This is a genomic window from Pseudomonas sp. UMAB-08, assembly GCF_900095225.1.
Taxonomy (GTDB): Bacteria; Pseudomonadota; Gammaproteobacteria; order Pseudomonadales; family Pseudomonadaceae; genus Aquipseudomonas.
In genome coordinates this window covers 37,621-53,005 of sequence record NZ_LT607420.1, presented here as the reverse complement: position 1 = coordinate 53,005, position 15,385 = coordinate 37,621, and the positions used below count along the sequence as shown (strand labels likewise).

Annotated in this window: 12 protein-coding genes and 1 riboswitch; of the genes, 6 read left to right on the top strand and 6 right to left on the bottom strand. The window is 60.2% G+C overall.

Translation table 11 applies throughout. The features are described from left to right. Window positions 1-29 precede the first annotated feature (29 nt). Entirely contained in the window at window positions 30-776 is a 747-nt protein-coding gene (locus K0F75_RS13650) for an RsiV family protein (RefSeq protein ID WP_219062404.1), read from the top strand. On the opposite strand, the gene cytX is transcribed toward K0F75_RS13650, so the two are convergent. Further along, window positions 745-2,037, bottom strand: coding sequence for a putative hydroxymethylpyrimidine transporter CytX (gene cytX, locus K0F75_RS13645; protein ID WP_219062403.1), 1,293 nt, complete (start codon window positions 2,035-2,037; stop codon window positions 745-747). The genes K0F75_RS13650 and cytX overlap by 32 nt on opposite strands. A gap of 114 nt (window positions 2,038-2,151) precedes the next feature. After that, window positions 2,152-4,041: a phosphomethylpyrimidine synthase ThiC gene (gene thiC, locus K0F75_RS13640; RefSeq protein WP_219062402.1), complete on the bottom strand. Its 1,890-nt coding sequence runs from the start codon at window positions 4,039-4,041 to the stop codon at window positions 2,152-2,154. A 156-nt stretch (window positions 4,042-4,197) separates the two neighbouring features. Continuing rightward, a riboswitch (TPP riboswitch) is annotated at window positions 4,198-4,302 on the bottom strand. A 179-nt stretch (window positions 4,303-4,481) separates the two neighbouring features. Here thiC and K0F75_RS13635 point away from each other — a divergent pair. Continuing rightward, window positions 4,482-5,921 carry a TolC family outer membrane protein gene (locus K0F75_RS13635; RefSeq protein WP_219062401.1) on the top strand — a complete coding sequence of 480 codons (1,440 nt, stop codon included), beginning with the start codon at window positions 4,482-4,484 and terminating at the stop codon, window positions 5,919-5,921. A 290-nt stretch (window positions 5,922-6,211) separates the two neighbouring features. On the opposite strand, the gene waaA is transcribed toward K0F75_RS13635, so the two are convergent. Together waaA and K0F75_RS13625 are read right to left on the bottom strand one after the other, a co-directional pair. Further along, the gene (gene waaA / locus K0F75_RS13630) at window positions 6,212-7,489 is read right to left on the bottom strand and encodes a lipid IV(A) 3-deoxy-D-manno-octulosonic acid transferase (RefSeq protein ID WP_219062400.1); all 1,278 of its coding nucleotides are present in this window, start codon (window positions 7,487-7,489) and stop codon (window positions 6,212-6,214) included. A gap of 14 nt (window positions 7,490-7,503) precedes the next feature. Further along, window positions 7,504-8,388 (bottom strand): LysR family transcriptional regulator, encoded by an 885-nt coding sequence (locus tag K0F75_RS13625; protein ID WP_219062399.1) that lies wholly within the window; start codon window positions 8,386-8,388, stop codon window positions 7,504-7,506. Window positions 8,389-8,481: 93 nt separating this feature from the next. Here K0F75_RS13625 and K0F75_RS13620 point away from each other — a divergent pair, with 93 nt between their 5' ends. The 4 genes from K0F75_RS13620 to K0F75_RS13605 are packed head-to-tail and all read left to right on the top strand — an operon-like array spanning window position 8,482 to window position 11,863. Next, on the top strand, window positions 8,482-8,814 hold the full coding sequence (locus K0F75_RS13620) for a multidrug efflux SMR transporter (RefSeq protein WP_219062398.1): 333 nt from the start codon (window positions 8,482-8,484) through the stop codon (window positions 8,812-8,814). Window positions 8,815-8,864: 50 nt separating this feature from the next. Then, window positions 8,865-10,055 (top strand): FAD-binding oxidoreductase, encoded by a 1,191-nt coding sequence (locus K0F75_RS13615; RefSeq protein ID WP_219062397.1) that lies wholly within the window; start codon window positions 8,865-8,867, stop codon window positions 10,053-10,055. Beyond that, the gene (locus K0F75_RS13610) at window positions 10,052-10,861 is read left to right on the top strand and encodes an aldo/keto reductase (protein ID WP_219062396.1); all 810 of its coding nucleotides are present in this window, start codon (window positions 10,052-10,054) and stop codon (window positions 10,859-10,861) included. Before K0F75_RS13615 ends, K0F75_RS13610 begins: the two co-directional genes overlap by 4 nt. A 39-nt stretch (window positions 10,862-10,900) precedes the next feature. Next, window positions 10,901-11,863 carry a metal ABC transporter ATPase gene (locus K0F75_RS13605; protein WP_219062395.1) on the top strand — a complete coding sequence of 321 codons (963 nt, stop codon included), beginning with the start codon at window positions 10,901-10,903 and terminating at the stop codon, window positions 11,861-11,863. Between the two features lie 96 nt (window positions 11,864-11,959). On the opposite strand, the gene hldE is transcribed toward K0F75_RS13605, so the two are convergent. Together hldE and msbA are read right to left on the bottom strand one after the other, a co-directional pair. Beyond that, window positions 11,960-13,381 carry a bifunctional D-glycero-beta-D-manno-heptose-7-phosphate kinase/D-glycero-beta-D-manno-heptose 1-phosphate adenylyltransferase HldE gene (hldE, locus tag K0F75_RS13600; protein WP_219062394.1) on the bottom strand — a complete coding sequence of 474 codons (1,422 nt, stop codon included), beginning with the start codon at window positions 13,379-13,381 and terminating at the stop codon, window positions 11,960-11,962. A gap of 137 nt (window positions 13,382-13,518) precedes the next feature. Then, window positions 13,519-15,321, bottom strand: a complete 1,803-nt coding sequence (msbA, locus tag K0F75_RS13595; protein WP_219062393.1) for a lipid A export permease/ATP-binding protein MsbA — start codon at window positions 15,319-15,321, stop codon at window positions 13,519-13,521. Between the last annotated feature and the right edge of the window lie 64 nt (window positions 15,322-15,385).

Below are 15,385 nucleotides of genomic sequence, written 5' to 3'. Positions count from 1 at the left end.
CGCCTTTTTTGTTACTGCCAAGGACCTACATGTCAATTTTGAGGATTGCTTCGCTCGCTTGCCTCGCCCTGATGCTGGGCGCCTGCCAAAGCCTGTTCCAGCCTAATATGCGCGCACCGCTGGAAGTGCAGCGTGATGCCTCGGAGCAGATCAAGCCGGGCTGCACCGTGGCCGACTGCCCACTGGTGAACGTCGATACAGTGCATTTTCCGGACGAGCCGATACTCGACAGTCTTGTCGAGAAGTCCTTGCTGAAATTGACCCGTACCTCGCCGGACGCACCGTTGCCAGTGTCGCTCAAAGCCTATGAAGCGCAGTTTCTGCGAGAAGCGCAAAGCCACAACAGCAGCTATCTGCAGGCCAAGGTACGCGAGCAGCATGACGGTCTGGTGATTGTCGAACTGTCCAGCTACCTGGACACCGGCGACGCACATGGCACGCCTGGCCGCGAACTCATTACCTATTCCCGCCAGCAACACAAGGCATTGACCCTGCAAGACATGCTCGTGCCAGGCCAGGAAGAGGCCTTCTGGCAGAAAGCGCAGTTGGCCCACAAGAGCTGGATGATCAGTTCCAAGGTCGACCAGGACGCCGAGTTCGTGAAAATGTGGCCGTTCCAGAAGACCCCGAACATCGCCTTGACGTATGGCGGGGTGATCCTCAAATACGCTGTGACCACTATTGCCCCGTACTCCATGGGCCACATCGAATTGAAGATCCCTTACCCGCAGCTCAATGGCATCATCAAGCAGGAACTGTTCCCGGGCCGCGGTTGAGCGCTTTGCCCAGCAACAGTTGCAACACGCCAGCCACGATCAGGGCTGGCAATGTTGCCCCCACGTCGGGGTACGAATTAGCCAGCAGGTGATAGGTGCTGACGCCACCCAGCCAGGCCAGCAGCGTCATCCAGCGAAAGCCGACTGTCGCCATCTGGCTGCTGCGGCGACGCTGGATGAAGTGATCCACCAACACCACACCGAACAACGGCGCGAACACGGAGCCGATCAGCAGCAGGAAGTTCTGGTACTGCGCCAGCGGTGCAAAGCAGGCGATCAGGGTGCAGATCACGCCGATGACCAATGCCAGATGCTCGACCTTCAAACGCAGCAGAATCCCGCTGGACACCGCCGCCGAGTGAATATCGGCGAACGCGTTTTCTGACTCGTCGAGCAGAATCAGTAACAGTGGAATACCCAAACCGGCACCGGCCAACGCCAGCAGCAACGCATTGACTTCACCGCTCGGCGCGAACGCCAGGGTGTAGGCAACGCCCAGGCTCATCAGCCAGAAATTGCCGATAAAGAAGCCAAGCGCTGTACCGCCAAAGACACTTTTGGCGCGCTTGCCGAACCGTGAGTAGTCGGCAATCAACGGCAGCCAGGACAGCGGCATGGCGATGGCGATATCAAAACCCACGGCAAACGGCATCGAACCGTCACCGGCGCGCGACCAGAGTGCGGACAAGTCGGTTTTGGTCAGCAGGTTCCAGGTCAACCAGACACACGCCGCCAACAGCAGCCAGATGCCCCACTTGCGCAGTATCTGACGAACGAAGGTCAACGGCCCGCTGACCGCCAGCAAGGTGGCCAACGCGCCGAAGAATAACGTCCAGAGCAGAGGGTTAGCCCACAGACTGCCCTCGGCAAACGCGCGCGCGCCCAGCAGACTGGCGGCGTCACGCATGATGATGATCTCGAAAGCGCCCCAACCCACCAATTGCAGCAGGTTCAGCACCGCTGGCAGTGACGCGCCACGCGTGCCAAGGCTGAGCTTGAGCGCGGCCATGGCCGAAAGCCCGGTATCGCTACCGATCACACCCACGGCGGCCAACAGCAAAACGCCAACGAGGGTGCCAAGGAAAATCGCCAGCAGTGACCCTGACAAGCCCAGCCCCGGCGCCAGCAACGCGCCGGTTTGCAGGACCATCAGGCCAATGCCGAGGGAAAACCACAGGGAAAACAAATCACGACCGCCGAACACACGCTTGCCCGCAGGCACCGCGACGTCGGGGGAATAGGTATTGGTTGAAGGGTTCACGGGGGTTATCTCAGAGGAGCAGATGATAGGGGTTAACCCTTTGTTTTTTGGGTGCCTTGCCTGACCTCTTCGCGGATGCGGGGTGTCAGACACCCCGCATTCAGGCCAAAAGACTTAAACCTTTTTGTACAGCTGACTGCCTTCCTGCTTGAAGCGCTCGGCCTGTTCTCGCAGGCCCTCCTGCACGGCCGCATCCACGGTTTCGATGTGCTGGTTGGCGGCGTATATCCGAACTTCCTGGGTAATCTTCATCGAGCAGAACTTCGGTCCGCACATGGAGCAGAAGTGCGCGACCTTGGCCGAGTCCTTCGGCAGGGTTTCGTCATGATACGAGCGTGCGGTATCAGGATCGAGGCCGAGGTTGAACTGGTCCTCCCAACGAAACTCGAAGCGCGCCTTGCTCAAGGCATTGTCGCGAATCTGCGCGCCAGGGTGCCCTTTGGCCAGGTCCGCCGCGTGGGCCGCGATTTTATAGGTAATGATCCCGGTCTTCACGTCATCCTTGTTCGGCAAGCCCAAATGCTCTTTAGGCGTGACGTAGCAGAGCATGGCGCAACCGAACCAGCCGATCATGGCCGCACCGATGCCCGAGGTGATGTGGTCGTAACCCGGCGCGATGTCGGTGGTCAACGGCCCGAGGGTGTAGAACGGCGCCTCGTCACAGCACTCCAGCTGCTTGTCCATGTTCTCTTTGATCAGCTGCATCGGGACATGGCCCGGGCCTTCGATCATGGTCTGCACATCATGCTTCCAGGCGATCTTGGTCAGCTCGCCGAGGGTTTCCAGCTCGCCGAATTGCGCCGCATCGTTGGCATCGGCAATCGAGCCCGGACGCAGGCCGTCGCCCAGCGAGAAGCTGACATCGTAGGCCTTCATGATTTCGCAAATGTCTTCGAAATGGGTGTACAGGAAGTTTTCCTGGTGATGCGCAAGGCACCACTTGGCCATGATCGAACCACCACGGCTAACAATCCCGGTCACGCGTTTGGCGGTCAGCGGTACATACCGCAACAGCACGCCAGCGTGAATGGTGAAGTAGTCGACGCCCTGCTCGGCCTGCTCGATCAAGGTGTCGCGGAACAGTTCCCAGGTCAGGTCTTCGGCCGCGCCGTCAACTTTTTCCAGCGCCTGATAAATCGGCACGGTGCCGATCGGGACCGGCGAATTACGGATGATCCATTCGCGGGTTTCGTGAATGTGTTTGCCGGTGGACAGGTCCATGACCGTGTCCGAACCCCAGCGAATGCCCCAGGTCAGTTTGGCGACTTCTTCTTCGATGGAGGAACCCAGCGCGCTGTTGCCGATGTTGCCGTTGATCTTCACCAGGAAGTTACGGCCGATGATCATCGGTTCCAGCTCAACGTGGTTAATGTTGGCCGGAATGATCGCGCGACCGCGAGCGATTTCGTCACGGACGAATTCAGCGGTGATTTCTTTCGGGACACTGGCGCCGAAGCTGTGGCCCGCGTGCTGCGGAGTCAGCAGACCGGCGGCGCGGGCTTCCTGCAGCTTCATGTTTTCGCGGATGGCGACGTATTCCATCTCGGCGGTGATGATGCCCTGACGCGCATAGTGCATCTGGCTGACGTTGGCGCCCGCCTTGGCCCGGCGCGGGTTGCGCACATGGGCGAAGCGCAGGGCCGTCAGTTCGGCATCGCTCAGACGTTCCTGGCCAAAGTTGGAGCTCAGCCCCGCCAGACGCTCGGTGTCGTTACGCGATTCAATCCACGGCGAACGGATGTCCGCCAGGCCTTTGCGCACGTCGATGATCACGTTGGGATCGGTGTAAGGGCCCGAGGTGTCGTAAATAACCACTGGCGCGTTGATCTCGCCGCCAAAGTCGGTGGGCGTCACGTCCAGCGTCACTTCACGCATCGGCACAAGAATGTCCGGGCGCGAACCCTGAACATAGATTTTTTGCGAACGGGTAAAGGGCTGCACAGATCCCGAATCGACCTTGGCCGAATCGCTCAAATTGGTGGCGTCTTTTAGTTTTTTACTCATCACGGGCACTCCAGGCATCATCCAGCGGCGGATTAATTGTCGGAGCAAACCTGAATGACACGGACGCACCAAGGCTGGCGCTGAGTATAGAAAGGAGGCGTTACTGTTCATTTATTGAACAATCGACCCCGGACGATACTCAAGAGGACTCGCCGGGAGACGAGAAATCTTGTTCCCTACGCAGGCGTTAACCTGATCAGGTTCAACGGGATCCGGATTAACCGATCTCAGCCTCATAGCAAGGCACCCCGACAAGAACCCGACCAGTCTAGTGCAAGATACGGACAGAACGCCAACTTCCTCTTATATCGTTCGATAAATGGCGGATATACAGGATTGTTGTGAGCAACCCCGAGAACTACACTCGCTGCGTTGCGGATCGTGCCCCGTAGCAGCGATCTTCACATCCTCATTGCACTATCAACTCTAGGGAACGTCTCATGCTGCGCAAACTTTCACTGGCGCTTGCCGTGTCTTGTGCTTCCAACGGAATGGCCTGGGCAGCAGACGCGCCCATACCGACCAAGACCGGCCTGGTCAACGTGTACCAGGATGCCGTGAATAACAACGCAGACCTGGCTGCCGCCATCGCTGACTACTCGGCCCGCAAAGAAATCGTGCCCCAGGCTCGGGCCGGCCTGCTGCCCAATCTGTCTGCAGGCGCGGGGATCAACAACACCCGCACTCAAATGGATCAGCCCTCAATGACCGCTACCCGCAGCGGCACGGCCTATCAAGCAACATTGAGCCAGCCTATCTTCCGTGCGGATCGCTGGTTCCAGTTGCAGGCCGCCAAGGCCGTCAACGAGCAGGCGGCGCTGGAGCTTTCCGCGACCGAGCAAAACCTCATTTTGCAGAGCGCGCAAGACTACTTCGAGGTCCTGCGCGCCCAGGACACGCTGGCCTCGACCAAGGCCGAAGAAGCCGCGTTCAAGCGTCAACTGGATCAAGCCAACGAACGCTTTGACGTTGGCCTGTCGGACAAGACCGACGTGCTGCAATCCCAGGCCAGTTACGACACAGCGCGCGCCAACCGAATCGCCGCCAAGCGTCGGGTAGACGATGCGTTCGAGGCGCTGGTGACCTTGACCAACCGCGACTACAACGCCATCGAAGGCATCGTTCATACCCTGCCCGTGTTGGCGCCAACGCCCAACGATGCCAAAGCCTGGGTCGATACCGCGTCGCAACAGAACCTGAACCTGCTTGCCAGTAACTACGCCGTGAGCGCCGCTGAAGAAACCCTGCGCCAACGCAAAGCCGGGCATGCGCCGACTCTCGATGCGGTCGCCTCATACACGCGTGGGGATAACGATGCGCTGGGTTTCAGCAACCCCAACTTCACCGGTCAGAACTATGGCGGCAATATCGAACAACGCAGCGTTGGCGTTGAGTTGAACATTCCGATCTACAGCGGTGGTTTGACCAGTTCGCAAGTCCGCGAAGCCTATGCACGCCTGAGCCAGATCGAGCAGCGCCGCGAAGCCCTGCGTCGTCAGGTCGTGGAAAATACCCGCAACCTGCACCGCGCCGTGAACACCGATGTCGAACAGGTTCAGGCACGCAAGCAATCGATCATTTCCAACCAAAGTGCACTGGAAGCGACCGAGGTCGGTTATCAGGTCGGGACGCGCAATATCGTCGACGTGCTCGACGCTCAGCGCCAGCTGTACAACTCGGTGCGTTTATACAACAACACGCGCTACGACTACCTCATCGACAACCTGCGCCTGAAGCAGGCGGCAGGCACGCTGAGCCCTGCTGACTTGCAGGAGCTGTCGCGCTACCTCAAAGCCGACTACAACCCGGACAAAGACTTCCTGCCACCCGACCTGGCGAAGGCCGCACAGAAAAACCTGGAAAAACCTTCGGAGTATTGATCGCCTTCCCCACAGGGAGCAGTTCACTCTGTAGGAGGAGGCCTCGCCGCGTCTTCGACGCCGCGCTGTCGCGCAGCAAACAAGGTTCAGGTAGGAGCGCGCTTGCCCGCGATCGGCTGCGCAGCAGTCGTAAATGGGTTGGCGCCGATGTCGCAGGAAAGCCCTTCGGTCTTTATCGCGGGCAAGCGCGCTCCTACAAATAATCAATTTATTTCAGTTAGTTACGTATTGTTTGATAAGAGCGAATTCATTCGCGAATGAATTCGCTCCTGCAGAGGCTTGCTACTGTCTTACAACCCCGACACCCGCGCCAGCATCCCCAGCAACCGCTGCAACGCGCCCTGGTTGGCGCGCATCACTGTCAGGCCGGCATCGGCCATGATGCGCGCCAGCTGCGGCTGATCGAACAGGCGCTGCACCGCGACCGCCAGCCCCGCCACATCACTCACTTCTTCCAACGCACCCGCCTGGCGCAGCAGCGCAGCGATTTCCAGAAAGTTGAACAGGTGCGGGCCGCTCAAGACCGGCTTGGCCAACGCCGCAGGCTCCAGCAAGTTATGCCCGCCATTGGGCACCAGGCTGCCACCGACGAACGCGCAATCGGCCAACGCGTACAGAAACAGCAACTCACCCATGGTGTCACCCAGCAACACCGACGTGGTTGACGTCACCGCTTGCGCCGTCGAGCGACGAACCGTCTCGAAGCCTTGCTGCTGACATAAGTCGTGAACGCTGTTGAAGCGTTCCGGGTGACGCGGTACCAGAATCAGCAACGCATCGGGATGGCTGAGGAGCAACTGACGGTGCGCCGCCAACACAACTTCATCTTCGCCGGCGTGGGTACTGGCTGCGATCCATGTCGGACGCTCGCGGGTGTGCCATTGCTCACGCAGCTCAGCGGCGCGCGCCAACAGCTGCGGGTCGATGCTCAGGTCGAACTTGATTGAGCCCGTCACTTCAACGCAATCGCGTCGCGCACCCAGATCCAGGAAGCGCTGAGCCTCGGCCTCGGTCTGCACGGCGAATCCGCTCATTTCGGCGAGCATCGGCCGGGTCAGCTTGGCGAAGCGCCCATAACCACGTGCCGAACGCTCTGACAGCCGGCCGTTGGCCAGGACCACCGGGATACCGCGCCTGGCGCATTGGTGAATGAGGTTGGGCCACAGTTCGGTTTCCATGATGACCCCGAGCCGAGGCCCGGCATGATCGAGAAAACGTCCGGCGGCCCAAGGCAAATCATAGGGTAGATAACAATGCTGAATGCGCGGCTCGTCAGCGAACAGCGCCTTGATCCGCTCCGAGCCGGTCGGCGTCATGCAGGTCACAGTGATCGGCAACTGTGGATAACGCGTCAGCAAGGCCCGAATCATCGGCGCCGCTGCGATGCTTTCACCCACCGACACCGCATGCACCCAAATGCCGCCGCGCTGCATGGGCGGCAGACCGAACGAAAACCGCTCGCTGACTCGCTGCGCGTACGCCGGGGCCTTGCGCGCCCGCAACCACAGGCGCAGCGCAACAAGAGGCAAACCGAGATGAAACAGCAGGGTATAAAGAGTTCTATTCATGGCGGCGGAGTTTATCAGCCAATCGCCTGCAAATGCCGGGCAAAGCTTTCTGCCAGCGACCGGGCCGCCGGACCGAGTGGTTCGTCACGGCGCCAGACCATCTCCACCACCAGGGCCGGCGGCGTCCAGTCGCTGATCAGCTCGACCATCTGATTCTGGTAAGCCGGGTACTGCACCACATGCCGGGGCAACCAGGCCCAGCCGAGGCCCCGCATGAGCAATTCGGCCATCACGTAAAAGCTGTCGGCACGCCAGACCTGTGCACTGATCTGCTCGCCACCGGGATAGCCGCTTTGCTGAGGCGCGATCAATAGTTGCCGATGGCGCCCCAACTGCTGACGACTGACCCGAGACGCGTTGACCAATGGATGCCCAACGGCACAGACCGTGACCATTTCGACGCTGCCCAGCACCCGGCGCTCCAGGGCTTCGGGCATCTGCTCATGGTGAAACAGCAACCCGAGATCGGCGCGACGCGCCACCAATTTGCGCGCCACATCACCTTGGGCGCCGCTGGCCAGTTGCACTTCCAGGCCAGGAAACTGTTCGGCCAGCGCCTCCAGGCTGTCCAGCACCGGTTGATAAGGCATGGCTTCGTCATGCGCCAGTCGCAAGCGGGCCTCTTCGCCCCGCATCAAGGCCAGTGCCCGACCGTCCAGGCGCTCACATTGGCGCAACAGCTCTCGCGCTTCTTCAAGCAACGCACCACCGGCTTCGGTCAAGCGCGGTTGGCGGCCACTGCTGCGGTCGAACAGGATAACCCCCAGATCAGCCTCCAACAGCGCGACACCACTGCTGACCGCCGATTGCGCGCGTTGCAGATCACGCGCCACGGCCGAAAACGAGCGCTGTTCGGCGACGCTGACGAATAAGCGGATTTGCTCGAGATTCCATTGCAAGGCACACCAACCTATCGGACAGGAAGATAGGTAATGACTTTACCCCATCTGAGCGATCTCTAGAATGCGCGACTAACGAAGAGGAATCCCATCATGACTGCCTACTACTACCTGGCCATCGCCATCTGCGCAGAAGTTATCGCTACCGTCTCGATGAAAGCGGTCAAAGGTATCAGCACGCCACTGCCATTGCTGCTGGTGATCGTGGGTTACGGCATTGCGTTCTGGATGCTCACGCTGGTGGTGCGCAGCATCCCGGTGGGGGTCGCCTATGCGGTCTGGGCGGGCATGGGCATCGTCATGGTGAGCATCGCCGCGTTGTTCATTTACGGGCAGAAACTCGACGTGCCAGCGATGCTTGGCATGGCCCTGATCGTCCTCGGCGTGGTGGTCATTCAACTGTTCTCGAAAACCGCCGGGCATTGAAAACGCGATCCCCTATAATGGCGACATCCGTTTAGCCACCGAGGTCGCCCATGCCATCTGCGCTCACTCCATCCCGTATGACCACTGACGTCCTGATTGTCGGCGCTGGCGTTGCCGGTCTCTGGCTCAATGCGCGACTGCGTCGTCAAGGGTTCTCGACCGTGTTGGTGGAAAGCGCCAGCCTCGGTGGCGGGCAAAGCACAAAGTCCCAGGGGATCATCCACGGCGGCGCCAAATACGCGCTGCACGGCGCACTGAGCGGTGCTTCCGAAGCGATTGCCGACATGCCGCGTCGCTGGCGTGATGCGCTCGCGGGCAAAGGTGAGCTGGACCTGTCTGGCGTGCGCTTGCTGTCCGAAGCGCATTACTTATGGTCGCCCGGCACCCTCGCTGGCAACCTCACCAGCTTTTTCGCCAGCAAGGCCGTACGCGGCAGGGTCGATCACGTCACCGGCGATGACCTGCCTCCGGCGCTGCAAAATCCCGGGTTCAAGGGCAAGGTCTATCGACTGGCCGAACTGGTGATCGACGTGCCCAGTCTGGTCGAGCGGCTCGCCGAACTGTCCGGCGACAGCCTGCTGGCGGGCACCAAAATCGAACCCCTGCTTGAGGGTGAAGACCTGATCGGCCTGCGGGTCGATGGCCGCGAGATCCTCGCCCAGCGCGTGGTTTTGAGCGCGGGCGCGGGTAACGCCGAGTTGCTGAAGTCCATGGGCCTGTCACACCCCCCCATGCAACGCCGCCCCTTGCATATGGTGTTGGTCAAAGGACCGACCTTGAAGCCCTTGTATGCCCATTGCCTGGGCGGCGGGCCGAAACCTCGGGTCACCGTCACCACCCACCCGGCGGCCGATGGCCAATGGGTCTGGTACCTGGGAGGGGATCTGGCCGAAGCCGAGGGCGTCGCCCGCGACCCCGAAGCTCAGATCGCTGCGGCCAAAAAAGAACTCGGCAACTTGCTGCCGTGGGTCGACCTCAGCAAGGCGCAATGGGCGACCTTGCGTATTGATCGGGCCGAACCGGCGCAGTCCGGCCTGGTGCGCCCGGACAACGCCTATCTTTCCGTGCAACAACGCCTGATGGTGGGCTGGCCGACCAAGCTGGCGCTGGCCCCTGACTTTGCTGATCGGGTATTGGCCGCACTGGCCCGCGACGGTGTCCATCCGACACCGCAGTCACCCGTTGTCGGCCTGCCGAAACCGCCCATGGCCCAACCGGTTTGGGATCAACTACTGCCATGAAAACCCTGCATGAACTGCACCGCCCGCTTGGCAGTACCGGTCTGCGTGTTTCGCCACTGGGGCTGGGTACCGTCAAGCTCGGCCGTGATCAAGGGGTCAAATACCCCAACGGTTTCACGATCCCCGATGATCGAGAAGCGCAGATGCTGCTCAAGCTGGCCCGCGACCTGGGCATCAACCTGATCGACACGGCCCCTGCCTACGGCACCAGCGAAGAGCGCCTGGGTCCGTTGCTGCGAGGGCAGCGTCACGAATGGGTGATCGTCAGTAAAGTCGGCGAGGAGTTCGAGGGCGGCCAATCGCGTCACGACTTCAGTGCCGAACACACGCGGCTGTCGGTGGAGCGCAGTCTCAAGCGCCTGGAGACTGATTTCATCGACCTGGTGCTGGTCCATTCCGACGGCAATGATTTGGCCGTGCTCAACGATTCCGGGGTGTATCAAGCGCTGGCCGAACTCAAACAGCAGGGCAAGATTCGCGGCTACGGTTTTTCCGGCAAAACTGTCGAGGGTGGCCTGCTGGCGTTGCGCGAAGGCGATTGCGCGATGGTCACCTACAATCTCAACGAACAAAGTGAAAAGCCGGTACTGGACTACGCCGCCAGCCATGGCAAAGCCATCCTGGTGAAGAAGGCGCTGGCCAGCGGCCATGTGTGTCTGAGCCCCGGCGTGGACCCGATTCAGGCCAGCTTCGAGTTGCTGTTTGCCCATCCGGGTGTCGCCAGTGCTATTGTCGGGACTATTAATCCGCTGCACCTGGCCCATAACGTGGCGACTGCCGCCGCCGTGATTCGCCGTCAAACCTGATTCAGGCGGCGGCCGACCCCAACGTAAGAAGGAGCCGACATGCCGCGAACGTTGATTCGGAAAAACCCCAACAACTTTAAAACCCTGCCGCTCGCTGTCGAAGCCACCCCCGAAGGCCTGAATTACCAGAGCACCGGGATGCCGTTGAATTTCGCCCAGACCCTGCAACGCCGACGCAAGATCGAAGTGGCCGATGCCGAACGTTTTTCTGTGGAGCTGGCCAACCTCGGGGTGTCGGTGCGCTTGACCCTGAACTGGCAGAACCGCGATTACTGGGTGCTGGTCAGGCAGCGTCGGCGAGACCGTGGCGATGTGGTGCTGAAATTGATTTCCGGCTACGTCCCCGCGCACGAATTGAATCTGCCACTGCACACGGCCATTCAGGAAGTCGCTGAAGAGTGCTTGATCGAAACCCCGCAAGGCTGGCTGAGCGGGCGCTTCAATGACACCTGGCTGCCTGCGCCCTATGCCTCGGCCCTGCATTACCGCGAAGCCCTGCCCTTTCGTCTAAGCCCGCTGTCCGGCGCTGCCAGACCCGTACGCTGCGGGAGCATGACCCTGATGGAGCGCCCGCGCGCTTACGTGCATCTGCCGACGTCGTCTCTGCAGCTGATTTACGACATGCGTCTGGAAGTGCCCAAAGAGGCGCGACCAATGAGCCTGTTTCACGTTGATGAGTGCCTGGAAAACGATCAACTGGTGGCACGGCTCAACCGCAGCCGCCCCGACCTGTACCTGATGCCCCTGGAAAATGGCGTGCCCAAGCCCGAGCTGTACACCCTCAAGCGCGACAAGCTGCAACCGGCCAGCACCCGCGGCCTGTACCTGGCAGAAAGCTTTGCACCGCAGGAAGGTTGGATCGTGCGTGACGAGCGGATTCGCTGGAAGGATTGGCTCAGGCAACAGGGATTGACCCCAGCGCCGAAGAAGACTGGCCTCAAGCGCCTGACGAGCAAAGCCCGGCAATTGATCGACCTGGCCCGAAGCACCCTGAGCAAGTAATCCCACAGATTGGCATTTCACCGGAAGGAAATGCCGAAGACGGTGTGAGAGCGAACTCACTCGCAAGGGCGTCGGCATAGCCGACGCTCTGCACCATCACTGCCTGCGGATTTTCTCGACGATAGCGGTGGTCGAACTGTTGGCCACCAGCCCCAGTACCTTGACCTTGCCACCGTAAGCTTCAACGATGTCGGCGCCGACCACTTGATCGATGCCGTAATCCCCGCCTTTGACCAGCACGTCAGGCTTGACGTGGGACAGCAGGTTTTCCGGAGTGTCTTCAGGGAAGCTGATCACCCAATCCACAGCGCCCAGCCCGGCCAGCACAGCCATGCGCCGGTCGACACTGTTGATCGGCCGCCCAGGCCCTTTCAGGCGACTGACAGACGAATCATCATTGACCGCAACGATCAGCCGATCGCCTTGCGCGCGCGCCTGCTCCAGGTAGGTCACATGCCCGGCATGGAGAATATCGAAACAGCCGTTGGTGAAAACGATCGATTCCTTGTGCGCCCGCGCATCGTCGATTGCCAGGAGCAATTGATCGAGGCTCAACACCCCGCGCTCCGAGCCTTCTTCACGCTGGATCGCACGCCGCAATTCCGGCGCGCTGATAGCGGCTGTACCCAGCTTGCCGACCACGATGCCAGCAGCCAGATTGGCCAGCGCAACGGCATGCGGCAGCTCTTCACCGGCAGCAATCGCCGCCGCCAGGGTAGAAATAACGGTATCGCCAGCACCCGTGACGTCGAACACTTCACGGGCACGCGCCGGCAAGTGCAGGGCCGGACAGTCAGGACGCAACAGGGTCATGCCGTGTTCGCCACGGGTCACCAGCAATGCACCCAGCTCCAGCTCACTCATCAACTTCGCGCCCTTGGCGACCAGTTCAGCCTCATCGGCGCAATGGCCGACAATGACTTCGAATTCACTGAGGTTCGGCGTCAGCACGCTGACGCCGCGGTAGATCGCAAAATCCTTACCTTTAGGGTCCGCCAGCACCGGGATACCCCGGGCACGCGCAGCCTGAATCAGCACTTGATGATTCTTCAACGCGCCTTTGCCGTAATCGGACAGCACCAGCACTTTGATGCCGTCGAGCATGTCTTCGACATCTGCGCTCAGCGCCAAGGCATCGGTGGCAAACGGTTCTTCGAAGTCGATACGCAGCAATTGCTGGTGACGACTCATGACCCGCAGTTTGACGATGGTCGGCTGATGGGCAATGCGCTGAAAGCGCGCCTTCACACCCGCCGCCTTCAGGCTATTGGCCAGACTTTCGGCCGCCTCATCTTCTCCGGTCACACCGACCAGAGAGGCTGGCGCACCCAGAGCAGCAATGTTCAAGGCAACGTTGGCGGCACCGCCCGGACGATCCTCGATCTGCTCGACCTTGACCACCGGCACTGGCGCCTCCGGTGAAATCCGCGAGGTACCGCCATGCCAATAACGGTCGAGCATGACATCGCCGACTACCAAGACTGGTGCTTGATCGAAATGCGGCATGGACAACTTCATCGAACAACCCGTAACTAAGAATGAACAGGGGCCGAATCTTAGCACAGGGTTGGCGTGTCACCATCTGTAGGCGCTGGCTTGCCTGCGATCCAGACGATGCGGTGTATGGATACACCGCATCGCGGGCGGGGCATGCGTCAGGCGATACCGGCGACTACCGGCTCATCCAGGCCCAGGGCATTCAATCGCGCGTAGTAACCATTCTGAGCCAGCAGCTCGGCATGGGTCCCGCGCTCGACGATGCTTCCCTGATCCATGACCAGAATCAGATCGGCTTTCTCGATGGTCGACAGGCGGTGAGCGATCACCAGCGTCGTGCGACCTTTCATGACGTGATCCAGGGCTGCCTGGATATGACGCTCGGATTCGGTATCCAGCGCCGAGGTTGCTTCATCGAGAATCAACAACGGTGCATTTTTGAGCAGCGCCCGGGCAATCGCCAGACGCTGGCGCTGACCGCCAGACAACAGCACACCGTTTTCGCCGACCTGAGTGTCGAAACCTTCCGGCAGCTGCTCGACGAATTCCTTGGCATAGGCGTCGGCCGCTGCCTCTTCGATATCGGTCCGTGGCGCGTCAGCCAGATCACCGTACGCGATGTTATTGGCAACGCTGTCGTTGAACAGGGTGACGTGCTGAGTGACCTGAGCGATGTGTCGACGCAGATTACGCAGACGGTAATCTTCGATTTCGACGCCATCGAGCAGGATTTCGCCCTGCTCATGGTGATAGAAACGCGGAATCAGGCTGGCCAGGGTCGACTTGCCACTCCCGGAGCGGCCAACCAGTGCAATCATCTGCCCTGGCGCGGCGGTGAAGCTGATGTTGTTCAGCACCTGACGCTCGGTCCCTGGGTAGGTGAAGCTCAGGTTGCGCACTTCCAGGTGACCGGAGACACGGTCGCGCTCAAACGTCCCGGTGTCGATTTCCGGCTCGACGTCCAGTTGTTCGAAAATACTCTCGGCGCCTGCCACGCCCTTCTGGATCGTCGAGCTGACTTCCGACAGCTGACGGATCGGCTTGGGCAGCAGACCGGCTGCGGTGATGTAAGCCACCAGATCGCCGGCGGTCGCGTCGCCTCGCAGGTACAACACAAGGAACATCAAAACCGCCATGGCGGTGTAGATCACCAATTGCAGCATCGGCGTATACACCGCGCCGGTCTTGGTCATTCTCAGTTGCTTGTCGGTATTGCCCTGACTGGCGTGGGCGAAGCGCTCCTGCTCGTAACGCTCGCCACCGAAGCTACGCACCACCCGGTAGCCCTGGATAGTTTCCGAGGCCACGTGCGTAACATCGCCCATTGCCACCTGAATTTTCTTGCTCTGCTTACGGAATTTCTTGCTCGCGCTGCCCACCATAATCGCGATCAGCGGCAGAATCGCCAACATCACCAGGGTCAACTGCCAGTTCATCCACAGCAGATAGATGAACAGGAACACCACGGTCAAGCCTTCACGAATGACCACTTTGATCGCGTCGGTAGCGGCGCCGGTGACCATGGTCACGTTAAACGTGATGCGTGAAATCAGATGACCCGAGTTGTGCGTATCGAAATAACGGTTGGGCAAGACCAACAGTTTGTTGAACAGCTCGACCCGCAAATCATGCACCAGCCCCAGCGAAACCTTCGCCAGAAAGTAGTTACCCAGGTACGAACCCAGGCCTTGCCATGCGGCAATCAACACGATCAACAACGGCACGGCCTGCAGCAACTGCAAATCGCGCAGATACGGTACGGTCGGAAACAGCACGGCTTCAGGGTTACTCAGACCATCGACAAAATACTTGAGGATGCCGGCCAACATCGGCTGGGTCGACGCGAAGATCACAAAGCCGATGATGCTGACGATGAATATGCCCAGATAGGGCCTCACATAGGTCAGCAGTCGGAAATAGATTTTCAGACTGGAGGATTCGCTTTGATCTGGCTTGCTCATAGTCATCGGTACGGAAAAATAGAGCCGGAATACTAGCACAGGCCGGCACCATTAAACCCTAAGG

What these genes read in the sequence shown, in the direction of transcription:
- K0F75_RS13650 (WP_219062404.1), top strand. Translation starts at nt 30, where the DNA reads ATGTCAATTTTGAGGATTGCTTCGCTCGCTTGCCTCGCCCTGATGCTG.
- thiC (WP_219062402.1), bottom strand. Translation starts at nt 4,041, where the DNA reads ATGAGTAAAAAACTAAAAGACGCCACCAATTTGAGCGATTCGGCCAAG.
- K0F75_RS13635 (WP_219062401.1), top strand. Translation starts at nt 4,482, where the DNA reads ATGCTGCGCAAACTTTCACTGGCGCTTGCCGTGTCTTGTGCTTCCAAC.
- waaA (WP_219062400.1), bottom strand. Translation starts at nt 7,489, where the DNA reads ATGAATAGAACTCTTTATACCCTGCTGTTTCATCTCGGTTTGCCTCTT.
- K0F75_RS13620 (WP_219062398.1), top strand. Translation starts at nt 8,482, where the DNA reads ATGACTGCCTACTACTACCTGGCCATCGCCATCTGCGCAGAAGTTATC.
- K0F75_RS13615 (WP_219062397.1), top strand. Translation starts at nt 8,865, where the DNA reads ATGCCATCTGCGCTCACTCCATCCCGTATGACCACTGACGTCCTGATT.
- K0F75_RS13610 (WP_219062396.1), top strand. Translation starts at nt 10,052, where the DNA reads ATGAAAACCCTGCATGAACTGCACCGCCCGCTTGGCAGTACCGGTCTG.
- K0F75_RS13605 (WP_219062395.1), top strand. Translation starts at nt 10,901, where the DNA reads ATGCCGCGAACGTTGATTCGGAAAAACCCCAACAACTTTAAAACCCTG.
- hldE (WP_219062394.1), bottom strand. Translation starts at nt 13,381, where the DNA reads ATGAAGTTGTCCATGCCGCATTTCGATCAAGCACCAGTCTTGGTAGTC.
- msbA (WP_219062393.1), bottom strand. Translation starts at nt 15,321, where the DNA reads ATGAGCAAGCCAGATCAAAGCGAATCCTCCAGTCTGAAAATCTATTTC.